General features: G+C 66.2%; 15 protein-coding genes. 6 read left to right on the forward strand and 9 right to left on the reverse strand.

What is annotated here, in order from left to right:
• Positions 1-24: 24 nt before the first annotated feature.
• Both I2488_RS06800 and I2488_RS06805 read left to right on the forward strand, forming a co-directional pair.
• Positions 25-2,190: an autotransporter assembly complex protein TamA gene (locus tag I2488_RS06800; RefSeq protein ID WP_246465543.1), complete on the forward strand. Its 2,166-nt coding sequence runs from the start codon at positions 25-27 to the stop codon at positions 2,188-2,190.
• Complete coding sequence (locus I2488_RS06805) at positions 2,190-6,383, forward strand: translocation/assembly module TamB domain-containing protein (RefSeq protein ID WP_196275032.1); 4,194 nt, start codon at positions 2,190-2,192, stop codon at positions 6,381-6,383. Before I2488_RS06800 ends, I2488_RS06805 begins: the two co-directional genes overlap by 1 nt.
• Positions 6,384-6,570: 187 nt before the next feature.
• Here the strand turns inward: I2488_RS06805 and I2488_RS06810 are convergent, their stop codons facing one another.
• Together I2488_RS06810 and I2488_RS06815 are read right to left on the reverse strand one after the other, a co-directional pair.
• Positions 6,571-7,995 carry an aldehyde dehydrogenase family protein gene (locus tag I2488_RS06810; RefSeq protein WP_196275033.1) on the reverse strand — a complete coding sequence of 475 codons (1,425 nt, stop codon included), beginning with the start codon at positions 7,993-7,995 and terminating at the stop codon, positions 6,571-6,573.
• 109 nt (positions 7,996-8,104) lie between these two features.
• Positions 8,105-8,251: a lmo0937 family membrane protein gene (locus tag I2488_RS06815; protein WP_196275034.1), complete on the reverse strand. Its 147-nt coding sequence runs from the start codon at positions 8,249-8,251 to the stop codon at positions 8,105-8,107.
• 176 nt (positions 8,252-8,427) lie between these two features.
• Here I2488_RS06815 and I2488_RS06820 point away from each other — a divergent pair, with 176 nt between their 5' ends.
• Positions 8,428-10,695, forward strand: a complete 2,268-nt coding sequence (locus tag I2488_RS06820) for a bifunctional diguanylate cyclase/phosphodiesterase (protein WP_196275035.1) — start codon at positions 8,428-8,430, stop codon at positions 10,693-10,695.
• A 2-nt stretch (positions 10,696-10,697) separates the two neighbouring features.
• Here I2488_RS06820 and I2488_RS06825 read toward each other — a convergent pair whose 3' ends face one another.
• From I2488_RS06825 to I2488_RS06850, 6 genes are all read right to left on the reverse strand, one after another.
• The gene (locus I2488_RS06825) at positions 10,698-11,405 is read right to left on the reverse strand and encodes a tetratricopeptide repeat protein (protein WP_196275036.1); all 708 of its coding nucleotides are present in this window, start codon (positions 11,403-11,405) and stop codon (positions 10,698-10,700) included.
• A gap of 85 nt (positions 11,406-11,490) precedes the next feature.
• Positions 11,491-11,976: a CHAP domain-containing protein gene (locus I2488_RS06830; protein WP_196275037.1), complete on the reverse strand. Its 486-nt coding sequence runs from the start codon at positions 11,974-11,976 to the stop codon at positions 11,491-11,493.
• Positions 11,977-12,312: 336 nt separating this feature from the next.
• Positions 12,313-13,722, reverse strand: a complete 1,410-nt coding sequence (gene glnA / locus I2488_RS06835) for a type I glutamate--ammonia ligase (protein ID WP_196275038.1) — start codon at positions 13,720-13,722, stop codon at positions 12,313-12,315.
• A gap of 155 nt (positions 13,723-13,877) precedes the next feature.
• Positions 13,878-14,216, reverse strand: a complete 339-nt coding sequence (locus tag I2488_RS06840; protein WP_039334174.1) for a P-II family nitrogen regulator — start codon at positions 14,214-14,216, stop codon at positions 13,878-13,880.
• A gap of 379 nt (positions 14,217-14,595) precedes the next feature.
• Entirely contained in the window at positions 14,596-15,426 is an 831-nt protein-coding gene (map, locus tag I2488_RS06845) for a type I methionyl aminopeptidase (protein ID WP_196275039.1), read from the reverse strand.
• Positions 15,427-15,480: 54 nt separating this feature from the next.
• Entirely contained in the window at positions 15,481-16,278 is a 798-nt protein-coding gene (locus I2488_RS06850) for a DUF3298 and DUF4163 domain-containing protein (RefSeq protein ID WP_196275040.1), read from the reverse strand.
• A 53-nt stretch (positions 16,279-16,331) separates the two neighbouring features.
• Between I2488_RS06850 and I2488_RS06855 the strand changes: the two genes are divergently transcribed.
• From I2488_RS06855 to argC, 3 genes are all read left to right on the forward strand, one after another.
• Positions 16,332-17,714 carry a leucyl aminopeptidase family protein gene (locus tag I2488_RS06855; RefSeq protein WP_196275041.1) on the forward strand — a complete coding sequence of 461 codons (1,383 nt, stop codon included), beginning with the start codon at positions 16,332-16,334 and terminating at the stop codon, positions 17,712-17,714.
• A gap of 73 nt (positions 17,715-17,787) precedes the next feature.
• The gene (locus I2488_RS06860) at positions 17,788-18,141 is read left to right on the forward strand and encodes an SH3 domain-containing protein (RefSeq protein ID WP_246465522.1); all 354 of its coding nucleotides are present in this window, start codon (positions 17,788-17,790) and stop codon (positions 18,139-18,141) included.
• A complete protein-coding gene (gene argC / locus I2488_RS06865; RefSeq protein ID WP_196275043.1) occupies positions 18,138-19,067 on the forward strand; it encodes an N-acetyl-gamma-glutamyl-phosphate reductase in 930 nt (309 codons plus the stop codon). Before I2488_RS06860 ends, argC begins: the two co-directional genes overlap by 4 nt.
• Positions 19,068-19,198: 131 nt before the next feature.
• Here the strand turns inward: argC and I2488_RS06870 are convergent, their stop codons facing one another.
• On the reverse strand, positions 19,199-22,186 hold the full coding sequence (locus I2488_RS06870; RefSeq protein ID WP_196275088.1) for a TonB-dependent receptor domain-containing protein: 2,988 nt from the start codon (positions 22,184-22,186) through the stop codon (positions 19,199-19,201).
• Positions 22,187-22,537 lie beyond the last annotated feature (351 nt).

Raw genomic sequence — 22,537 nt, forward strand, 5'->3', positions numbered from 1 at the left:
GCCCGCATCCTTGCGGCCGTGCTGATGCTGGCCCTGCCGATGCAGGCTTTCGCCCAGTCGAAGCAGGCCGATCAGGAACTCGAAGCCCTGATCCCCGATTCGGCGCTCGACAATGCCGATGCCTGGGCGCTCGATACCGAAGCTGCCCGCACCGGCGCACCACCTGCCTCCGTGATCGAACAGATCGAGGCCGATACCGCCATGCCGGACCTTCCGGGCATGACCATCCCGTGGCCGGACGGGAGCGAGATCCCCGATATCCAGCCGCTCTCGCCCGACCCCGATATCGATGTGGCCGAACAGTCGACCGATGCTGCGGTCGAGGCTCTGCCAGGTCAGGAAGACGCCGACGCCCCCGCCAATGTCCGCCTCGCCGATGCCGATGTCTCGCGCGTCGGCAAGCAGGTCGAAGTGGCCTTCCCGACGGGCAAGGACGCCATCGCCGAACAGGGCGACATCGTCAGTCGCTTCTCCGGCCTGTCCAGCCTCAAGACCTTCGACGACGACGAGGACAACCTCGCCCAGATCGTCCGCCGCGCCCGCACCGACCGCGAAACGCTGGCCCAGGTCATGCGCGTCTACGGCTATTACGACGCCCAGATCTACCAGACCCTCGGCGGATTGGGCGACCGTGCCGAAGGCGACGCCACCGGCCCCATCGACGTCGAGAAGGTCGTCGTGCGCTTCGATGTCCAGCCGGGGCCACAGTACAAGGTCGGCCAGATCGCGCTGGGCGATCTCGCCGCCACCGGCCCGGACTACGAAACCCTGCGCGGCGCGTTCAAGCTCAAGCCGGGCGATGCCATCAACGGCGACCGCATCGTTGCCGAGCGTCTCTCGCTCCAGACCGCGCTGGGCGAAACCGGCTATGCCTTTGCCAAGGTCGGCGATCCCGATCTGCTGATCGATCACGAGCGCCGCGAAGGCGATCTCACGGTGCCGGTCACACCCGGCGGCGTCTACCGGTTCGGCCAGATCAACTCCTCGCGCGATCGTTTCCTCAGCGCAAAGCACCTCCAGCGCATCGCCCGCTTCGATCCGGGTGACCGCTTCAAGCGCTCCGAGGTTGACGACCTGCGTCAGGCGATCCTTGCCACCGGTCTTGTCTCGTCGCTCACCGTCGAGGCGCGTGAAGTCGCCCCGCCATCGGGCCAGGCACCCGGCACCGTCGATGTCGACGTCACGCTCACCCCCGCACCGGTCCGCACCATCGCCGGTCTGATCGGCTATTCCAGTGGCGAAGGCTTCCGCGTTGAAGCCAGCTGGGAGCACCGCAACTTCTTCCCGCCCGAAGGCATGATCCGCGTCCGCGGCGTCGCGGGTACGCAGGAACAGCTCGCCGGGCTCACCTTCCGCCGCAACAACTTCATGACGCGCGACCTCGTGCTCAACGCCGATCTCTATGCCCGCAACCAGACGAGCAGCGCCTTCGAGGCGCGCACCGTGTCCTTCACCGCCGGCATCGAACGCCAGCAGACGCTCCTGTTCCAGAAGCCGTGGGTGTTCTCCGCAGGCGTTGAAATCCTCGCCACTGGCGAACGCGATGCCGCCGCGATCCTTGCCCGCCAGCCGCGCAAGACCTACTTCATCGGCGCCCTGCCGATGCGCGCCGCCTACGATGGCAGCGACGACCTGCTCGATCCCACGCGCGGCTTCCGCGTGGGCTTGCGCGTCTCGCCCGAAGTCTCGGTGCAGAACGGCGTCCGGTCGAGCTATGGCAAGGCCCAGCTCGATGCCAGCTACTATCAGCCGATGGGCGAGAAGCTGGTCGTGGCGGGGCGCGTCCGCTTCGGCACGATCATCGGCACCGACATCACCAACATCGCGCCCTCGCGCCGGTTCTACGCAGGCGGGGGCGGCTCGGTGCGTGGCTACGGCTACCAGCTGATCGGCCCGCGTGACACGGCGGGCGAACCCAGCGGCGGCCGCGCGCTCAGCGAATTCTCGCTCGAAGCCCGCGTCAAGACCGGCCTGCTCGGCGGCGCGGTCAGCCTCGTGCCCTTCATCGATGCCGGGGCGGTCGATACCACCACCACCCCGCGCCTGCGCGACCTGAAGATCGGTGCCGGCATCGGTCTGCGCTACCAGACCAACTTCGGCCCGATCCGCATAGACCTCGGCACCCCGCTCAACCCGTCGAAGGGCGACAGCCGCATCGGCGTCTACGTCGCGCTGGGTCAGGCCTTCTGATGGCGGACGAAGCGATCCCGGCCCCGACGCCCGAGGTGCCACAGCGCTCGCGCCGCAGCCGCTTCGTGCGCGGCTTTGCCCGGAGGCTGGCGATCCTCTTCGCGGCCGGCATCGCGCTGGTCCTCGCTGCGCTCGTCATTCTCGATTCCTCGCTCGGCCACCGCCTCGTCGCAGACCGCATCGCCGCGATCACTCCCGGCTCGGGCCTGCGCATCGAGATCGGCCGCATCGACGGCTCGGTCTACGGCGCGGCCAAGTTGCGCGATATCCGCGTCAGCGATCCCGAAGGCGTGTTCCTCACCATCCCGGAGGCCGAGCTCGATTGGCGCCCGCTCGCCTGGCTCAAGACCGGGCTCGACGTGCGCCTGCTCGCGCTGCACCGCGGCGTCCTGCGCCGCGCCCCGGCGTTGCGCCCCAGCGAAGATCCCAACGCCCCGATCCTCCCCGATTTCGACATCCGCATCGACAAGCTGGTGATCGACAACCTCACCGTCTCACCCGCCATGGCCGGTCAGAAGCGCCGGGTCGATGTCATCGCCAAGGCCGACATTCGCGGCGGCCACGCCATCGTCGACGTCAACGGCAAGGTCGCGGGCGACAATGTCGTGTTCCGTCTCGACAGCGAACCGGATCGCAACAAGTTCGACCTCGCGCTGCTCTATGACGCCCCGCGCGATGGCATGATGGCGAAGATGCTCGGCGCCGACGGCGATATCCGCGCCCGCGTCGGCGGCAAGGGCGGCTGGACCCGCTGGGACGGCGTCGCCTATGCCACCATCGGCGACCAAAAGCTCGCCGCCTTCCAACTCGCCAATCGCGCCGGGGCCTACAGCCTCGGCGGTCAGGTCTGGCCGGGCAAGATGCTGAAAGGCACGGCAGGGCAAGCCGTCGGCCAGACGCTCTCGCTGCTCTATGACGGCACCTTTGCCGACAATGCCTTCGACGGCACCGTCCGCGCCGCAGGCGATGCCTTCAAGGTCCGCGCCCAGGGCAAGTTCGATCTCGCCAACAACGAGACCGAGGCGCTCAAGGTCCGCGCCCTGATTCTCAAGCCCGAAAAGCTGATCTCCACCCCGCAACTGTCGGGCGTCGCCATCGACGCCACGCTCGACGGCGAGTTCTCCGACCTCTCGATCGAACATCAGGTCGCCGTCCAGCGCCTCAAGCTCGGCACATTGGACGCGCAAGGCCTGCGCACTTCCGGCACCGCCACGTGGGACGGCAAGCGCTTCGTCCTCCCGCTCAACGTCACCGCGCAACGCGTCGTCACCGGCAACGAGATGATAGATCCGCGCTTCCCCGGCGCACGCATCACCGGCGATCTGGCCTTCGCGGGCAACCGCCTGACCTCTGACAATCTCGCGCTGACCATGAAGGGTCTCGGCGCCCGCCTCGCACTCAGCGGCGACATGGCGCGCGGCGGCTATGCCCTTGCAGGTCCTGTGGTCGCGCGCGGCTTTGCCATCCAGAACCTCGGCGCGGTCGATGGCACCGCCAAGATCCTGTTCAAGATCGGCAACGGCGTGCCGTGGACGCTGCAGGCCAACCTCGCCGGGCGCATGACGCGCATCGACAACGCCACGCTGCAGACGCTGACCGGCGGCAACGTGCGCTTCACCGGCGGCCTCGCCTTGGGCGAGCGCATTCCCGTCACCTTCCGCAAGGCGAAGATCACCTCCGCCAAGCTGCAGATGGCCCTGGACGGCAAGGTCCTCCCCGGCGGCGCGGCCTCGCTCACCGGCAGCGGTCGCCATGCCGATTATGGCGCCTTCACCGTCGAAGCGGCCATGACCAGTGACGGCCCCAACGCGGTCCTCGTCTCCGCCAGCCCGCTCCCGGCGGCAGGCCTGAAGGACGTCCGCGTCGCCCTCTCGCCCATCGCCGATGGCTTCAGGATCGAGACGGCGGGCGATTCCACGCTCGGCCCGTTCAACGGCACGCTCGGCCTGTTCATGCCGCCGGGCCAGGCCACGCGCATCGACATCCAGCAGTTCCGCGTCTGGCAGACCGACGTGACGGGCGGCGTCACGCTCGGCAAGGATGGCGTCGCGGGCCAGATCGCCCTTGCCGGCGGCGGACTCAACGGCACCGTGCAGCTCAGCCCCCGCGAAGGCGGGCAGGGCTTCGATGCCAATGTAACGGCGCGCAATGCCCGCTTCGGCGGCGCGCGGCCCCTGTCGATCGGCAATGCCAAGCTCGATGCCACCGGGCTGATCAAGGACGGCCACTCGACCATCGAAGGCACCCTGCTTGCCGAAGGCATCGGCATGGGCAAGGTTTTCGTCGGCAAGCTCGCCGCCTCGGCCTATCTGCAGGACGGCAGCGGCTCGGTCACCGCCTCGGTCTCGGGCCGCAGAGGCACGCGCTTCGCCCTGCAGGGCACCGCCGCCTTCTCGCCCGACCAGATCGTCACCTATGTCTCGGGCGAATATGCGGGCCGTCAGGTGTCGATGCCCCGCCGCGCGATCCTCACGCGCGAGGGCGAGGGCTGGCGCCTGTCGCCCACCCAGATCGGTTTCGGTCGCGGCATCCTCATCGCCGAAGGCCACGTCCTCGGCGGGCCGACGCAACTGAAGCTGATGCTTTCGCGCATGCCGCTTTCCGTGGTCGACATCGTCGTCGCCGACCTCGGCCTCGGCGGCGTCGCTTCCGGCATCGTCGAATACAACAACGACGGGCAGGGCGCCCCCTCGGGCAACGCCGCCCTGATGGTGCGCGGCCTGTCGCGCTCCGGCCTCGTCCTCACCTCGCGCCCGGTCGACGTCGCGCTCGTCGCCCGGCTCGATCCCGAGACCTTGCAGATGCGCACCGTGATCCGCGAAGGCAGCGACATTCGCGGCCGCTTGCAGGCGGTGGTCAGCGGCCTCCCGCGCGGCGGCGGCTTCATGGACCGGCTCGAGGCGGGCAGGCTCGCCGGACAGCTGCGCTATTCCGGCCCCGCCGAATCGCTGTGGCGTCTGTCCGGCGTCGAGATCTTCGACCTCACCGGCCCCCTCGGCGTGCGCGCCGACATCTCCGGCTCGATTACCGCCCCCGTCCTGCAAGGCGTGCTCGCCTCCAAGGGCCTGCGCGTCCAGAGCACGCTCACCGGCACCGATATCCGCCAGGTCGAGATGGCCGGAACCTTCACCGATTCCCGTCTGCAACTGGCGCGCTTCTCGGGCGTCACCACCAACGGTGGCCGGGTCAGCGGCAGCGGCACCATCGGCCTTGCCGAACTGTCCGAGCACGGCCCGACGATCGACCTCAAGCTCTCCGCCCAGAATGCCCAGCTGATCTCGCGCGACGACATGGCCGCCACCGTGACCGGCCCCTTGCGCATCGTCAGCAACGGCATCGGCGGTACCATTGCCGGTCGCGTGCGGATCGAACGCGCCCGCTGGGCCTTGGGCCGCGCCAGTGCCGTGCAGGAACTCCCCGTCATCGCCACGCGCGAAGTCAACGCCCCCGCCGACGCCGCCCCGCCAATGGTTGCCGCCGCCCCATGGCGCTTCCTGATCGACGCCGCCGGGGCCAATCGCATCGACGTGCGCGGGCTCGGCCTGGAAAGCGAATGGGGCGCCGACATCCGCCTGCGCGGCACCACCGCTGCTCCGCAGATCATCGGCACCGCCGATCTGGTGCGCGGCGGTTATGAATTCGCTGGAAAGCGCTTCGAGCTCACGCGCGGGCGCATCCGCTTCACCGGCGAAGTCCCGGTCGATCCGCAGCTCGATATCGTCGCGGAGGGCGATGCCAACAATATCAACGCCAAGATCTCGATCACCGGCACCGGCAACAAGCCGATCATCGCCTTCTCCTCCACGCCGTCGCTGCCGGAAGAGGAACTGCTCAGCCGCATCCTGTTCGGCAGCTCGATCTCGCAGATTTCCGCGCCCGAAGCGGTGCAACTGGCCTCCGCGCTGGCCAGCTTGCGCGGCGGTGGCGGACTCGATCCGATCAACAAGCTGCGCGCCGCCATCGGCCTTGATCGCCTGCGCATCGTCGGCGCCGATCCCACCGTCGGCTCGGGCACCAGCATCGCGGTCGGCAAGTACATCGGCCGCCGCTTCTTCGTCGAGCTGGTAACGGACGGCGCGGGCTACAACGCCACCTCGGTCGAATTCCGCATCACCCGCTGGCTCGCCCTGCTCGGCACGATGTCGACTATCGGCGATGAAAGCATCAACCTCAAGGCGAGCAAGGACTACTGACGGGCCTACGGGCATGCTTCGTCATTGCGAGGAGCGCAGCGACGAAGCAATCCAGGGCGGTGCTGCGCCTGTTCTCGATTGCTTCGCTACGCTCGCAATGACGAATCCGGCGGCATCGGCACAGCGTTCCATGACGAAAGGGGCCACTCTCGCGAGCAGCCCCTTCACCTTCAAGCCTTGGCCGAAATCAGGCGGGCAGGCCGCTGATTGCCTTCATTTCCATGAAGTCCTTGAGGCCATAGAGCCCGCCTTCACGGCCATTGCCCGATTGCTTGTAGCCGCCGAACGGCGCGCCCGGGGTCGGACCCCAGTTGTTGATCGCCACCATCCCGGCGCGCAGGGCAGGGGCCACTTCCGCCGCCTTGGCCGGATCGCCGGTGATGCAGGCCGAAAGGCCATAGGCGGTGTCGTTGGCGATCTCGATGGCCTGCTCCAGATCGTCGTAGGTCATGATCGTGGCGACCGGGCCGAAGATCTCCTCCTGCGCGATGCGCATGTCCGGCGTCACGCCCGAGAACACCGTCGGCTTGATGTAGTAGCCGCGGTTGACGTTCGAGGGCAGGTCCGGACCGCCGGTCTCCAGCTTCGCACCTTCGTCGATGGCCGACTGGATCAGCCCGCGAATCTTGTCGAACTGCGCTTTGTTGACGACCGGGCCGAGGTGGTTGCCTTCGGTCAGCGGGTCGCCCACCGGGGTCGCCGAATACATCGCCGAAACGAACGCCGCCGCTTCCGCCTCGCGCTCCTTCGGTACGAGGATGCGGGTCGGCGAGATGCACGACTGGCCCGAGTTGACCAGCGGCCCCGACGCGGTCGAGGGCAGGTACTTGGCGAAATCGGCATCGGGCAGCACCACGTTGGGCGACTTGCCGCCCAGTTCCTGATGCACGCGCTTGACCGTATCGGCCGCTGCCTTGGCGACGAGGATGCCCGCACGCGTCGAACCGGTGAAGCTCACCATGTCGATCCCGGGGTGCGAGCTGATCGCGGTGCCAACGCCCGGCCCGTCACCCTGGACAAGGTTGAACACGCCCGGCGGCACGCCTGCCGCATCCAGGATTTCGGCAAAGATCGCCGCGTTGGTCGGGCATTCTTCCGAAGGCTTGAGGATCATCGTATTGCCCGCCGCGAGAGCGGGTGCGACCTTGAGCGCGATCTGGTTGAGCGGCCAGTTCCACGGCGTGATCATGCCGACGACGCCGATCGGCTCGTAGGCCACCTTGTAGTTGCCGTTGTCTTCCATGAAGTTGAAGTTCTTGAGCGCGGCCATCGTGCCCAGGAAGCCGCCGATCCCGGCACCGACCTGTGCGGTTCCGCCAAAGCTCACCGGCGCACCCATTTCCTCGGCCATCGCCACGGCCAGTTCGGGCGCGCGCTTCTTCATCTCCGCCACGATGCGGTCCATCAGCGCAAGGCGCTCCTCGCGCGTGGTCTTGCTGAAGCTCTTGAACGCGCGCTGCGCCGCCGCCACCGCCTTGTCGACATCGGCCTGCGTGCCGAGCGTGATCGCGCAGACCGGTTCCTCGGTCGCCGGGTTGATCACCTCGTGGCGCTTGCCGCCCTCGCTGTCGACCCATTTGCCATCGATGTAGTGCTGCAGCCTCTCGCGCATCGCGTTTCTCCCGAAAGTGAGCGGGCCGAACGCGTCGTCCGGCCCTTTGCCTTCGGGAAGGTAGGCATCTGCGTTTCGATCCGCAACCGGTCAGGCCTGCCCGATTGCGTCAGATTCGCCGTCCGCGGAACAGGTGGACCAGTCCGATCAGGATGGCGATGACCAGCACGATGTGGATCACGCCGGCGGTAACCTTGAAGGCGAACACGCCCAGAGCCCAGAGCACGAACAGGATGAGTGCAAGAGTGAGAAGCATTGCCATTCTCCGCTGGTATCCCTCCGCCCGCCATCGTCACCCTGCTCAACCCGGCACCGCGCCCGGAGTTCCGCCCGGCCGCCATCCCATGTGCGGCTAAGCGCCCGAGCGTCGTGATTGATAACCATTTATTCGGATGCTGCCGTTAGGGCCGGGCAGATGGGAGTGGTTTCACCATGAGGCGCGACGTTCTGCGGCACCAGCAAGGAGCTGCGGGCGCGGCGTGGATCGTCGTGGGCACGTTTCTCGCACTGGTGGCGCTGACGACCGCGCTCGTGGTGGCCTTCGTCAACTCCACCAGCCTTGCCGACCGCTTCGCCCGCCAGGAAGAGCAGCGGCTGGTCCAGCGCTTCGTCGAACGCAGCGAAAGGCAACTGCTGGAAACCAACCGCCTGCAGATCACCTGGGACGAAGCCGTCGTCACGCTGAATTCGCCCCAGGCCGAAACCTGGGCGCGCAACTATCTCGCCGGATATTTCTGGGGCAGCCACCACATCGACCGCATCTATCACGTGCGCGCCGATGGCCGGGTCGTCCGCTGCTGGAAAGGCCCGAAGGTCACCGGTGATTGCCGCTACGACCAGATTCGCAGCAACGTGGCCGACCTGATCCGCCGCTCGATCCGCGAGGATTCCGGCTCGGACAAGCCGGTGGAATGGCGTCGGCTGGGCAACACGCTCTGGCCGTTCAGCGCCAAGGGCCTGCCGATCGCGCGCGGGGCCAGCGCCATGGACAGCTTCGAGGGCGGCCCAGCCTTCATCGCCGTGGCTTCGGTCGTTCCCGATGTCACCCCCGGCCTGCTCAAGGGCCCGCCCGATTACATCGTGCTCGTCCGCATGGTCGATGCGCGGGTCATCGCCGACCTGCAGGCCTCGCTGCTGCTCGACGGCCTGCGCTTCGAATCACGCCCGCCTTCGGACGAGACACGCAATGCGCTCGAGGCGAAGGATCCCGAGGGCCGCTCGATCGGCTGGTTCACCTGGGTGGCAAAGCCGCCGGGCCCCGCCATTCTGCGCCAGACCGCGCCGCTGCTCGCCATCTATATCCTGTTTTTCGTCGGCGTCGTCGCGGGCGGGGCAATCATCGTCCGGCGCATGCGTCGCACCACCAGCGAGCTCGTCGCCAGCGAGGCGCAGGCCCAGCACAATGCCCTTCACGATGCGATGTCGGGCCTGCCCAACCGCGCCCATTTCATGCAGCGCCTGCGGCAGGAACTGACGCTCTGCACCGAACAGCCCGAACGCGGCGATGTCTTCGTCGCCTATGTCGACATCGACCGCTTCAAGGTCGTCAATGACACGCTCGGCCATCACGTCGGCGATGAGCTGGTGCGTCAGGTCGCGCTGCGGCTGCGCCGCTCGCTGCCGCCGGGCGACTTCCTTTCGCGCTTCGGCGGTGACGAGTTCGTGCTGCTGCGCCGCTCCACCGGTGGCCGCGCCGCTGCCGACATGCTCGGTCGCCAGATCATGGCCCTTGCGCTCGAACCGTTCGCGATCTCCGGCAACAGCCTCGACATCAGCCTGTCCTGCGGCATCAGCTGGGGCCCGGAACAGAGCGAGGACCCCGGCGAACTCCTGCGCCGCGCCGATATTGCGCTCTACCGCGCCAAGCAGCGCGGGCGCGCGCGCTATCGCCGCTTCACCCGCGACATGGACGCCTCGGTCAAGCTGCGGCGCGAGATGGAGATGGAACTGCGCCGGGCCATCGCGCGCGACGAACTGAGCCTCGCCTACCAGCCCATCGTCAACGCGGGTGACGGCACCGTCGAGGGCTTCGAGGCGCTGCTGCGCTGGTATCACCCGGAACGCGGCGCGATCCGCCCCGGCCTGTTCGTGCCGATTGCCGAACAGGCCGGCCTGATGATGCCCTTGGGCCAGTGGGTGCTGCGCCGCGTGTTCGAGGATTGCCGCGACTGGCCCGAGTGCGACATCTCGGTCAACCTCTCGCCGCTGCAGATCATGGCCAGCGATTTCCTGCCCTCGATCGACCAGATGCTGCGCGAAACCCGCGCCGACCCGCGCCGCTTCGTGCTCGAAGTCACCGAAGGCGTGATGCTCGATCGCAGCGAGCACGTCGTCGAAGTGCTCAAGGGCCTGAAGTATCGCGGCTTCCGCATCGCGCTCGACGATTTCGGCATCGGCTATTCGTCGCTCAGCTACCTGCGCTCGTTCCAGTTCGATCGCATCAAGATCGACCGTTCGTTCGTCCAGAACATCGAGGCCGATCTCGATGCGCACTCGATCCTGCGCGCCATCGTCTCGCTCGGCCACACGCTGCGCATGAAGGTCGTCGCCGAAGGCGTCGAAACGCCGATGCAGCGCGCGCTGGTGCAGGCGGCGGGATGCCAGATGATCCAGGGCCACCTGTTCTGGCAGGCCATGCCGCTTGAGGAGGCGCGCGCGCTGCTCGAACCCGAGGTCGTGGAAAAGCGCCGCAGCGCCTGACCCTACGTATTCGGCTTGCCGCGGATCTGCTTGATATACTTGAGTTCGTTCATCGCCGCCGGACTGTTCGGCTCGAACGTCAGCGACTGGTTGAACAGCGCCTCGGCCTCGTCGAGCTGCCCCATCTCGATCTTGGCAAAGCCCATGCCGCGCAGCGCCCGCGCCTTGTAGAACGGGCGTCGGTCACCGGGCGCAGTCTCGGCGGATTTCAGCGCCTCCTCGAACAGGCCGTAGGACCGCGTCCAGTCGCGCTGGCTCTTGAACCATTCGGCCAGTTCATTGGTATAATGCGCATTCAGCGGCGCGCGGTCGTGTGCCAGTTGCAGCCACGGCAGCGCGTCCTTGCCCTTGCCGAGATCGATCATGGCATAGCCCTTGGCGAAATAGCCATCGCACCACGCCGCGCCGACAATGGTCAGCTCCATCGTCACTTCGCGGTCGTTGTGTCGGGCCAGAGCCTCGGCCTGCTCGTTCGATTCAGCGCAGACATGCGCGCGCCTGGCCTGACGCAGGTTGAACGCCGCAATCAGCTGGTCGGCCTTCTCGATCGCCGCCGCCGGCTTGCCCCGGGTGATGTCCGCAAAGATCGCGTTGGACAATTGCACCGCCTGATCGTCGGTCATCTCGGCATCGGCTGCCGCTGCGGGCAGGGATACCAGACAAGCGCTCAGCGAAAGGACTGGTGCAAGAATCACGCGACGCAACGGCATAGGCTTCTCCCCGGTGTTCCGGGCAGAGTGCGCGTCATCGTGCGTGCTGGCAAATGCAATTGCCGCCCCATCGGCGGCAAGCGGATCAGCCCTTGGCGGACTTCGCGGCCGAAGCGTCGGCCGTAACCGTACGCGGGTAGATGAAGCCATGGGCCGGGCTGGCGCGCAGGCCGACCGACTTGGTCGGTGCAAACCACACGCGCACTTCGCTCCAGTCACCGGCGGCCGAAACGTCAACCGCCATCACGCCCTTCTCGACCATGCCCGGACCCGACCAGTTGGCGTGGTCGATCAGGATGTGGCGATCGTCGACGACCTTGCGGACGACGGCGACGTGGCCATAGGGCATCGCGCGCGTGCCGCTGAAGGCGAGGACGGCGCCGGCCTGGGGCTTCTGGCCGCGGTCATAGGTGCCGGCGGCGTTGCTCCACCAGTCGCGGGCGTTGCCGCTCAGCTGCACGTCGGAAATCTGGCGGGCATAGGTCACGCACTGGAGGCGGGCCTGGGCAGCGGTCGGCAGGGCGACGACTGCGAAGAATGCCAGAAATGCTGCGACCGCGTTCTTTATCATGGGCAGCATCACTAAGGATTTTGGCGGATTCGAGGAGTCTCGGCGCCCTCCGTTCATCCTGCCGCAATCACAACTCGTCTCGCTTCGTCGCAAATCGCCGGACGCCTGTGGATAAAATCACAATCTCGTGCGTTTTCCGCTGCAGGCGGTGGTTCGACCCACCCTTCATTCGTCATTGCGAGCCCGCGGAGCGGGAGAAGCAATCCAGAGCGGTTCTGCGCTGACTCTGGATTGCTTCGTCGGCTTCACCTCCTCGCAATGACGAGATGGGAGGGCGAGACGAAAAGGGCGCCCGGTTTCCCGGACGCCCCTTCGTCTTCTCGCTGATCGTGTGGATCAGAGCGAGTAGTACATGTCGAACTCGACGGCCGACGGCGTGGTTTCCCAGCGCATCACTTCCGGCCACTTGAGTTCGATGTAGGCTTCGATCTGGTCCTTGGTGAACACGCCACCCTGGAGCAGGAAGTCGTGGTCGGCCTCGAGGCTTTCCAGCGCTTCGCGCAGCGAACCGCAAACGGTCGGGACCTGGGCGAGTTCTGCCGGCGGCAGGTCGTACAGGTTCTTGTCCATGGCTTCGCCCGGGTGGATCTTGTTCTTGATCCCGTCGAGGCCGGCCATGAGCAGTGCCGAGTAGCACAGGTAGGGGTTGGCCATCGCGTCGGGGAAGCGGAACTCGACGCGCTTTGCCTTGGCGCCGGCGCCATAGGGGATGCGGCACGAGGCCGAACGGTTGCGGGCCGAGTAGGCGAGCAGCACGGGGGCTTCATAGCCCGGCACCAGGCGCTTGTAGCTGTTGGTGGTCGGGTTGGTGAAGGCGTTCAGCGCCTTGGCGTGCTTGATCACGCCGCCGATGAAGTACAGGCACATTTCCGACAGACCGGCATAGCCGTTGCCGGCGAAGAGCGGCTTGCCGCCTTCCCAGATCGAGATGTGCGTGTGCATGCCCGAACCGTTGTCGGTCTTGATCGGCTTCGGCATGAACGTGGCGGTCTTGCCATAGGCCTGGGCGACCTGCTGCACGACGTACTTGTAGACCTGCATGCGGTCAGCCGTCTGCACCAGCGTGCCGAAGGTCAGGCCGAGTTCGTGCTGGGCCGAGGCCACTTCGTGGTGGTGCTTGTCGCAGGGCAGGCCCATCTCGATCATGGTGCGGACCATTTCGCCACGGATGTCGACGCAGCTGTCGACCGGAGCGACCGGGAAATAGCCGCCCTTGGCACGCGGACGGTGGGCGAGGTTGCCGCCTTCGTAGTCCTTGTTCGAGTTGGTCGGCAGCTCGATGTCGTCGATGCGGAAGCCGTTGCCGTCGTAGCCGTCGTAGAACTTGACGTCGTCGAACAGGAAGAACTCGGCTTCCGGACCGACATACACGGTGTCACCGAAACCGGCCGACTTGACGAAGGCTTCTGCGCGCTTGGCGGTCGAACGCGGGTCGCGGCCATAGAGTTCGCCGGTCGAGGGTTCGACGATGTCGCAGTTGATGATCAGCATCGGCGAGGCCGAGAACGGATCGACATAGACCGAGTCGAGGTCGGGCTTGAGGATCATGTCCGACTCGTTGATGGCCTTCCAGCCTTCGATCGACGAACCGTCGAACATCAGGCCGTCTTCCAGTTCGTCTTCGCCGAGAACGGTCGAGACCATGGTCAGGTGCTGCCACTTGCCCTTCGGGTCAGTGAAGCGCAGGTCGACCCATTCGATTTCCTCGTCCTTGATGCGGGCGAGGATGTCCTTTGCAGTTGCCATCGCTGGTCCTTCTTCTTCATTGCCTCCGGTGGAGAGTGCCGGAGGGTATCTGGGGTGGTTGTTGTCTGGAGGCTTGCCCGTCCACAGGCCCACCCCCGCTATGCTGCCCGCCGGGTCAGGCCCGCCGCGGCATCAAACTTGTCTTGTCGCTATGATTAAATCGCGTCGTCGTTGCGCTCGCCGGTGCGGATGCGCAGGGCGCTCTCGATCGGGATCACGAAGATCTTGCCGTCGCCGATGCGCCCGGTCTGCGCTGCTGCCGCGATCGCTTCGACCACACGGTCGACCAGCGCGTCGCCGACGACGACCTCGAGCTTCACCTTGGGCAGGAAATCGACGACGTATTCGGCCCCGCGATAGAGTTCGGTGTGGCCCTTCTGGCGGCCAAAGCCCTTGGCTTCGGTAACCGTGATGCCCGATACGCCGATCTCGTGCAGCGCTTCCTTCACTTCATCGAGCTTGAAGGGCTTGATGATCGCTTCGACCTTTTTCACGTCGTACAGACCCCTGCAACGCAAGCCGGACCGCGAGTGGCGCGTTCCGGCAATTTATCCCGAGTGTGGCGACGACGTTACAAGAATCGTGCCACCCGCTCACTGGCAGCACTAGGCCATCGCGCTGCAACGCGAAAGCCGTAAAATCAGGGCCTCGGCAAGATTTGAATCGAATGCGCAAGTCTTCCATGCGCAAGATTGCGCAGCCTTGTTCAAATCGTGCACAAATTTTGCGCAGGCACTGCCTGTTTTTTAGGCAGATTGGTCTTCCCGATCGTCATTGCGAGGAGCAAGGCGACGAAGCAATCCAGAGCGTTTCGCGCTGCCGCACCGGATTGCTTCGCTACGCTCGCAATGACGAACTGTACGGGGCGGAAAATCAGCCTGCGTAAGGCGGCTTGTCCAACCCGTTGGGGCTGGCGGTGAAGATTTCGCAGCCGTCCTCGGTAATCCCGATCGAATGCTCGAACTGTGCCGAAAGCGAACGGTCGCGGGTCACTGCCGTCCAGCCGTCGTCAAGGATCTTCACGCCGGGCTTGCCGAGATTGATCATCGGCTCGATCGTGAAGAACATGCCGGGCTTCAACTCCGGCCCGGTCCCGGCGCGCGCGGCGTGGACCACTTCGGGCGCGTCGTGGAACAGGCGGCCAAGGCCATGGCCGCAGAATTCGCGCACCACGCCATAGCGCTGCTTCTCGGCATGGGCCTGGATCGCCGCGCCGATGTCGCCCAGCCGCGCGCCCGGCTTGGCCTGCTCGATCCCGATCATCAGGCACTCATAGGTTACGTCGACCAGCCGCTTCGCCTTCAGCGGCACGTCGCCGACCAGGTACATGCGGCTGCTGTCGCCGTGCCAGCCGTCGAGCAGCGGGGTCACGTCGATGTTGACGATGTCCCCGTCCTTCAGCGTCTTGTCCGAAGGAATGCCGTGGCAGACCACGTGGTTGATCGAGATGCAGCACGAATGGGTATAGCCGCGATAGCCCAGCGTTGCCGGCACCGCGCCGCCATCCAGCGTCATCTGCCGCACCACGTCGTCCAGATAGTCGGTGCGCACCCCCGGCACCACCAGCGGCGCAAGTGCGTCAAGAATCTCGGCAGCGAGGCGCCCGGCCTTGCGCATCCCTTCAAAGCCCGCAGGCCCATGGAGCTTGATCGTGCCGTCGCGCAGCTGCACGTCGTGGTCTTCAACAGTCAGATATTCGGTCATGCCGCCCATGTAGCGACAAAGCCGCCCGATTGCGAGGTGTTCGCAGAGGGCATTTCATCCCGCAACGAATGCGGCCTTGAATTCGGGCCTGACCGCATCGAGCACCTTCTGAGTCACCGGCAACGTGACCTCGTAATCCCCTTCGACATAGGGGCCTGCCGCATAAGGCGCGATCAGAATGCCGATGCGGTTGAACGCCTTGCCGTTGGACGAGCCGAGGATCACCGTCTGTTCGGTCGGATCAATGCACTCGTCGAACTCGGGCAAGCCCCCATCCTGTCCCCCGCGCTTCTTCGCCCGCTGGCGATCAAGGTCCTTGCAGAACGGCTCGCGCAGGGCAGCGGCAAGCGCTGCCTTGGAAGTGAACAGCTCCACTGCCGCTCGCCGCTTGGCCGCGATCCGGTCCCACAGCAGCGCGTCGAACACATAGTTCGGATGCGCTCCGCCTGAATCGAAGCCCACCAGCGTCGACATGCTCAGCCACGCCGGCAGGTCCGTCACCACTTCCCACTTCACGCTGTGGCTGTAGGGGCGGAACGGGAAGCCGCCTTCCGTTGCCGCCTTGCGGCCCTCCTGCGCCTCGGCCTTCAGTCGCGTGCGCGCTTCGTCGAGTTCGCCGTCAAGCAAGGCCTTCAGCGGCGGGATCGCCCCCGCGCTCGCCGGATAGGAGAAGTCGAACACATAGAGGTCGTTCTCTTCGTGCACCTCGCGCGCGGTGACTGGCGTCTGTGCCGGCGGCTCCGGCGGCATCGGCGCGCTGACGGCCGCCTCGGTGCTCGGTGCCGGGGCAGGGGCCTTCTCGCCCGAACAGGCGGCCAGCAACATCAGCGGGGTCAGCAACAGCACTCGCATCAGGCAAATTCCTCTCGCAACGCGCCACGCTCTGCGGCATGTCCTTGTGCAGCATGACCGACAGACAAGCACTGATCCAGCCCGATCGCGGCCAGCACGCCACGCCGCTCCACCTCGTCGACAAGGCGACGCTGCCCGACTTTCTCAAGAGCCTCAACGCGGGGCAACGCGCCGCCCTTGCCGCGCAGAAGTTCGAAGGCGGCGGCTATGAACACGCCATCGTCCCCGATGGTGACGGATGGTTCGCCGTTGCGGGGGTCGCCAACGTCAACGACCTGTCGTCGTGGTGCATGGCCAAGCTCGCCGACGTGCTCCCCGGCGGCACCTACCGCCGCGCTGGCGCAGAGCCGGGCAAGGCGCTCCATGGCTGGATCACCGGCCAGTATCGCTTCGACCGCTACCGCAAGGACGCGAAGGACGCCGAGCCGCGCATCCTCCTGACCAAGGACGTGGCCCTGATCGAACCCGCGCTGGCCGAGGCCACCGCCGTCCTCATGGTCCGCGATCTCGTCAACACCCCCGCCGAGGACATGGGCCCGCTCCAGCTCGAGGCCGAAGTCCGCGCGCTGGCCAAGCGCCACCACGCCGAAGTCCACGTCGTCTCGGGCGATGCGCTCGAACATGACTACCCGATGGTCCACGCCGTCGGTCGCGCCGCCGCGCGCAGCCACGCGCCGCGCCTGATCGAGATGGAGTGGGGCGATCCGAAGCATCCCCGCGTCGCCATCGTCGGCAAGGGCGTCTGCTTCGATTCGGGCGGGCTCGACATCAAGCCCTCCTCGGGCATGGCGCTGATGAAGAAGGACATGGGCGGCGCGGCCCACGCCATCGCACTGGCCGGACTGATCATGACGATGGGCCTGAAGGTCCGCCTCCACCTGCTGGTTCCCGCAGTCGAGAACGCCATCTCCGGCAACGCCTTCCGCCCCGGCGACATCCTGCGTTCGCGTGCAGGCCTCTCGGTCGAGATCACCAATACCGACGCCGAAGGGCGGCTGGTGCTGGGCGACGCGCTGACCCGTGCCACCGAACTGAAGCCGGACCTCGTCATCGACTTCGCCACCTTGACCGGCGCGGCCCGCGTGGCCCTCGGCCCCGACCTGCCCGCCATGTTCGCCCGCCGCAGCGAAACCGCACAGGGCCTGCTCGACGCCGGGCTGGAGCGCGACGACCCCTGCTGGCAACTTCCCCTGCACGAATCCTACCGCGAATACCTCAAGTCCGACGTCGCCGACCTCCAGAACTCGCCTGCCAACGGCTTTGCCGGGGCCAGCGTCGCCGCGCTGTTCCTCGATCGGTTCGTGGGCGAGGGGATCGACTGGGCCCACTTCGATACCTTCGCCTGGCGCCCGGTCGGAAAGCCCGGTCGACCCAAGGGCGGGGATGCCCTCGGCCTGCGCGCGGCATGGGGGTTGCTCAAGGCGCGGTACGCCTGAAATGCACCACAGCTTGCCTGATGACGCGCGCGCGGCTAATCGCCCGGCTTTCCTGTTGCGGGGACACCCTGAATTGACCGTCGAAGCCATGCCTCTTTCCACCGAACTGCCCAGCGGCCAGCTCCAGTTGACGCGTGCCGCCGATCGTTCGGACAAGCCGCACCTGCCGGTGCGCGGAGACCTTGCGCACATCGGCCTCGCCGGAAAGTACTTCGTGCCGCACTACGCGGTGCCGATGGCCCATGGCGTCAAGGCGGACACGGTCCTGCGCGCCGCCGGAAAGCCCGATGCGGCTGATCTGCGCCCGCTGGCCGCAGGCGAAGTGTTCGACGTGCTCGATATGGCAGGCGGCTGGGCCTGGGGTCAGGCCAAGGCCGACCTGCTCGTCGGCTATGTCGAGATGAGCCAGCTGGAAGTGGTCAAGTGACCACCTCGGTCTTCATCGACGGCGCCGCCGGCACCACCGGCCTCGAGATCGCCGAACGCCTCGCCGGTCGCAGCGAATTCACCCTGATCGCGCTCGACGATGCCCGCCGCAAGGACGATTCCGCCCGCGCCGAGGCGATCAACGATGCCGACGTCGTGATCCTGTGCCTGCCCGACGATGCCGCACGCGATGCCGTGGCGATGATCCGCAACGATCGCACCAAAGTTATCGACGCCTCCACTGCGCACCGCGTTGCCGATGGCTGGACTTACGGCTTCCCCGAAATCGTCGGCCGCGAAACCGTGGCCAATGCCAAGCGGGTGTCGAACCCCGGCTGCTATCCCACCGGCTTCATCGGCCTGCTCGCGCCGCTGGTCCACAACGGCCTGCTGCCCGCCGCCTGGCCCTACAGCTGCAATGCCGTCTCGGGCTATTCCGGCGGCGGCAAGGCGCTCATCGGCCGCTTCGAGGAAGACACCGACATCGCCTGGCGCGGCTACGGCCTGACCTTCGGCCACAAGCACGTGCCCGAAATGCAGCGCTACACCGGCACTGCCATCGCCCCGCTGTTCAGCCCCGCCGTGGTCAATGCCCATCGCGGCATGGTCGTCGAAATCCCGCTGCCCCTGGGCGTCATGCCCGGCAACGTCCCCGCAGAGCTGCTCCGCGCCGCGCTGACGCAGTTCTATGATGGTTCGCCAATCGTCACCGTCGCACAAGAGCTTCCCGCCGATGGCGAGATGCTGATGCGCGCCTCGATGGAGCCGTGGGACGGCCTCGCCCTTCACGTCATGGGCAGCGCCGATGGCGAACAGGCCCGTCTCGTCGCGGTGCTCGACAATCTCGGCAAGGGCGCCAGCGGCGCTGCCGTGCAGACGCTCAACCTGATGGCCGGTCTCGACGAGACGGCAGGGCTGCGGCTCTAGAGCGATCCAGTCACCGAAGCTTGCAGGCGCCTCCGCGAAAGCGGGGGCGTTTTTGCATGTGCCTTCGCGACATCAAAAAAAGGGGGCAGCATCTTGCGATGCTGCCCCCAGTCGGACACGTGGCACCAGGTTTAGAAATCGGCCTGGAAGCCAACCTTGAAGTACCGTCCCAGGATGCCTTGGCCGCCCTGGATCGGGTTGTAGAGGTATGCGCCATAGGTCACGACATCGACCGGCGGCATCTTGTCGAACAGGTTCAGCGCGGTGAGCGACAGCGTGAAGCGGTCGTTGACCTTGAAGCGCGTCTGCAGGTCGAAGGTGATGTAGCGCGGCACGTCGCAGCCCGAGGGGCTGTAGCCGGGGTTCAGGCCGCAGTCCTTGTAGCCGGTGCCCTGGTCGACTGCCGAGAGATTGTAGCCACCGAAGTAGTTGAGGGTGGTGTTGATCTCGAGGTTGTCGTCGAACTGCACACCGTTCAGCCAGTAGCCGTGCCACTTCGGCGTGCCCGAACCTGCCGTCAGGTTGAAGTTGCCGAGCGTGCCGTCATAGCGCTCGACCCCGCCACCGCTCGCCGTCAGGTCCGATTCCAGCTTGATGATGTAGCTGGCTTCGAGATGGCTGGTGAAGCGGATGTTGTCGGTCAGGTTGACGCGACCGTCGATCTGGAAGTCCAGACCCGACACGCGCTGCGTGTTGGCGTTGATCAGCTGCGACTGGACGAAGGCGATGCGCGGCGTCGCGTTCGGGAAGTCGGGGCTGACCGCGTCCGGGATCACCGTATAGCCTGCCGGAATCGGCTGTCCGGCGTAGTACGCCAGCAGCGCCGGCGAGTTCGACGGCTGGGCAATCACCCCGGTCTTCTTGATGTTGTAGTAGTCGACCGAGATGCTGAAGTTGCGGACCGGTTCGAACAGGATGCCCGCCGTGAAGCTGCGCGAACGCTCCGGCTTCAGGTTCGGCGAGGCCAGCGTGGTCTGGCCGTAGGAGCCCGAGCGGATGTAGGTCGGGCAATCGCTGAACGTGGCGACCGTGCAGCCGTACTGGCTGAGGTAGGCATCGTTGAACGCCGCCGAGGTGTTGGTCACGAACCCGGTGGTCGGCAGGGCGTTGGCCTCACCGAACGACGGGATGCGGAAACCCTTCGACCACGTGCCGCGGATCAGCAGCTGGTCGATCGGCTTGAACTTGATGCCGGCCTTGGGGCTGAAGGCGTTCTGGCCGCTCGAGTACTTGTCGTAGCGCCCTGCGAGGTTGACTTCGACCTGCTCCAGGATCGGCGCGTTGACTTCGGCAAAGCCCGAATAGACCCAGCGGCTGCCCTTGGTGCCGAAGGCATTGAGGGTGAAGTAGCGCTGCGTCGGGCCGAAGGTGTCGGGGTTGCCCGAAGGCGCGTCGACCGCTTCGTAACGTGCGCCGGCACCGACGGCGACCTGCAGCTTGCCACCCGGCAGTTCCATCAGGTCCGCGCCGAGCGTGCCCTGGAACTGCACCTGATCCGACGTGGCGTTCAGGATCTGCGTCGGGCGCAGGAAGTCGTTCTGGGCCTGCGTGTTCTGCGTCGGATCGACGAAGTTGTAGGTGCCACGAGCGACTGCGGTCAGCAGGTTGGCGATGTAGACATAGCCTTCCTGGCGACGGCGCAGGTCGTCATGCATCGCGGTCGCGCCGAAGTCGAAGTTGATGGTGTCGGTCAGGTCGCCCTTGATGCCGATCGCACCACGATAGGCGCGGTTGCGCGTCTCGTTGAAGGTCGGGCGATCGAACAGGCGGCCCTGGATGCGCGCCAGCTGGCCGGCAGCGGCGAACGGGTTGTTCGGGTTGAGCGTGCCGTTGGTGGCATTGCAACCCGTGTTGAGTCCGCTCGCATCGCCAACGCCGTTTGCGCAGACGAAGACCGGCAGGGTCAGCGCGAACGAGCCGGGCGCACGGGTGGCGGCATTGTTCGAGGTCGAGAAGCCGGGGAACAGGATGCCGGCGTTGGAATTGCGCGCGACCTGTTCCGGCAGGCCGGTGTACGAGGACTTGCTCTGCAGGAAGTTGAACTCGGCGTAGGCCTCGATGCTGTCGTTGAGCTGGCCGGTGACGCGTGCGGAGACGCCCCAGCGCTCGATGTCCGGCTGGATCACGCCATACTTGCGGGTGAGGTCGACGGTGCAGGTCTGCAGCGGCGCGGCGGCGCTTGCAGCAAGCTGGGCCGGGGTCAGCGTGTAGGGGCTGTCGCAGCCGACGGTGTTGAGCAGCTGGAAACGGCCCAGCGCGGTCGTGTTGGTCGCGTCATAGGGACGGACGATCAGCGGACCGGTGAAGCCGGTGTAGCTGGTGGCCGTGGGCGAGTTGAGGCGGTCGTCGCTGCCGCAATCGCCATCGGGCGAGCACACGCCGGTCTGGTTGTCGGTGTTGAACGGATAGGGGCGATCGCGGTTCATGAGCTTGTTGCTCTTGTAGTAGAACCCCGAGACGTAGGCATTGTAGCCGTCCTCCTCGATGTCGCCCATGCCTGCCGTCAGCGACAGGCGGTACTGCGAGGCGTCGCCGCGGTCGGAAATGCCGGCTTCACCGCGGGCCCGCACGCCCTTGAATTCGCGCTTGGTGATGATGTTGACCACGCCCGCGATCGCGTCGGCACCGTAGGCCGCCGAAGCACCGTCACGCAGCACCTGCACGCGGTCGACGATGTCGTCCGGGATGGTGTTGAGATCGACGAAGTTGCGCGAGCCGTCGTCGGCCAGCGGATAGTAGGCGGCGCGCAGGCCGTCGAACAGGACCAGCGTCGAGTTGGTCGAGAGGCCGCGCAGCGAGATTGCCGAGGCACCCGCGGCAAACGCACCGTTGGCGGTGAACGAGTTGGTCAGCGCCGGGCCGTTGTTGGCGGCCAGCGTCTGCAGGCCTTCCTGCACCGTGGAGATGCCGCGCTGGTCAAGGTTCTCCTGCGTCACCGTGGTAACCGGCGAGACGGTCTCGGTGTCGGTGCGGCGCAGGATCGAGCCGGTGACGACGATGGTCTGGGCATCGCCGCAGCTCGGATCGTCGGGCGTCACGCCGCAATCGACGCTCTGCGGCGCAGCCGTCGTTGCCGCATCCTGGGCGAAGGCTGCGGTGGAGATGAGCGCAAAGCCCATCGCCAGAGGAGTCGCGCCCGAGCGGAGCGCGGAGAGATACTTGATGTTCACGTGGCAGTCCTCTTGTCCTGAACGTCTGCTCCCATGACGGGAGACAGGCCCCACCACCCAGCCGCGACGCCACCGCGATTGCGGTTGGCCGGAAGCATGGGCGGAAAGGATGCGCCTGTGTGGCTAGGCCGTCGGCGCCGTTCAAACGGGAAAGCCGAGTTCCCACATTAAACGTTAGTTAGTGTTGTGTTCATGTAACAAGATACTGAAAAATATAGATTATCGCTCACTGGAAACGTTTCGTCGCAAAATGGAAATATAAATCAACATCTTTCGTTCAGGCGCAACATAATTTCATCG

Origin of the sequence: Novosphingobium jiangmenense, assembly GCF_015694345.1 — a bacterium.
Lineage (GTDB): Bacteria > Pseudomonadota > Alphaproteobacteria > Sphingomonadales > Sphingomonadaceae > Novosphingobium > Novosphingobium jiangmenense.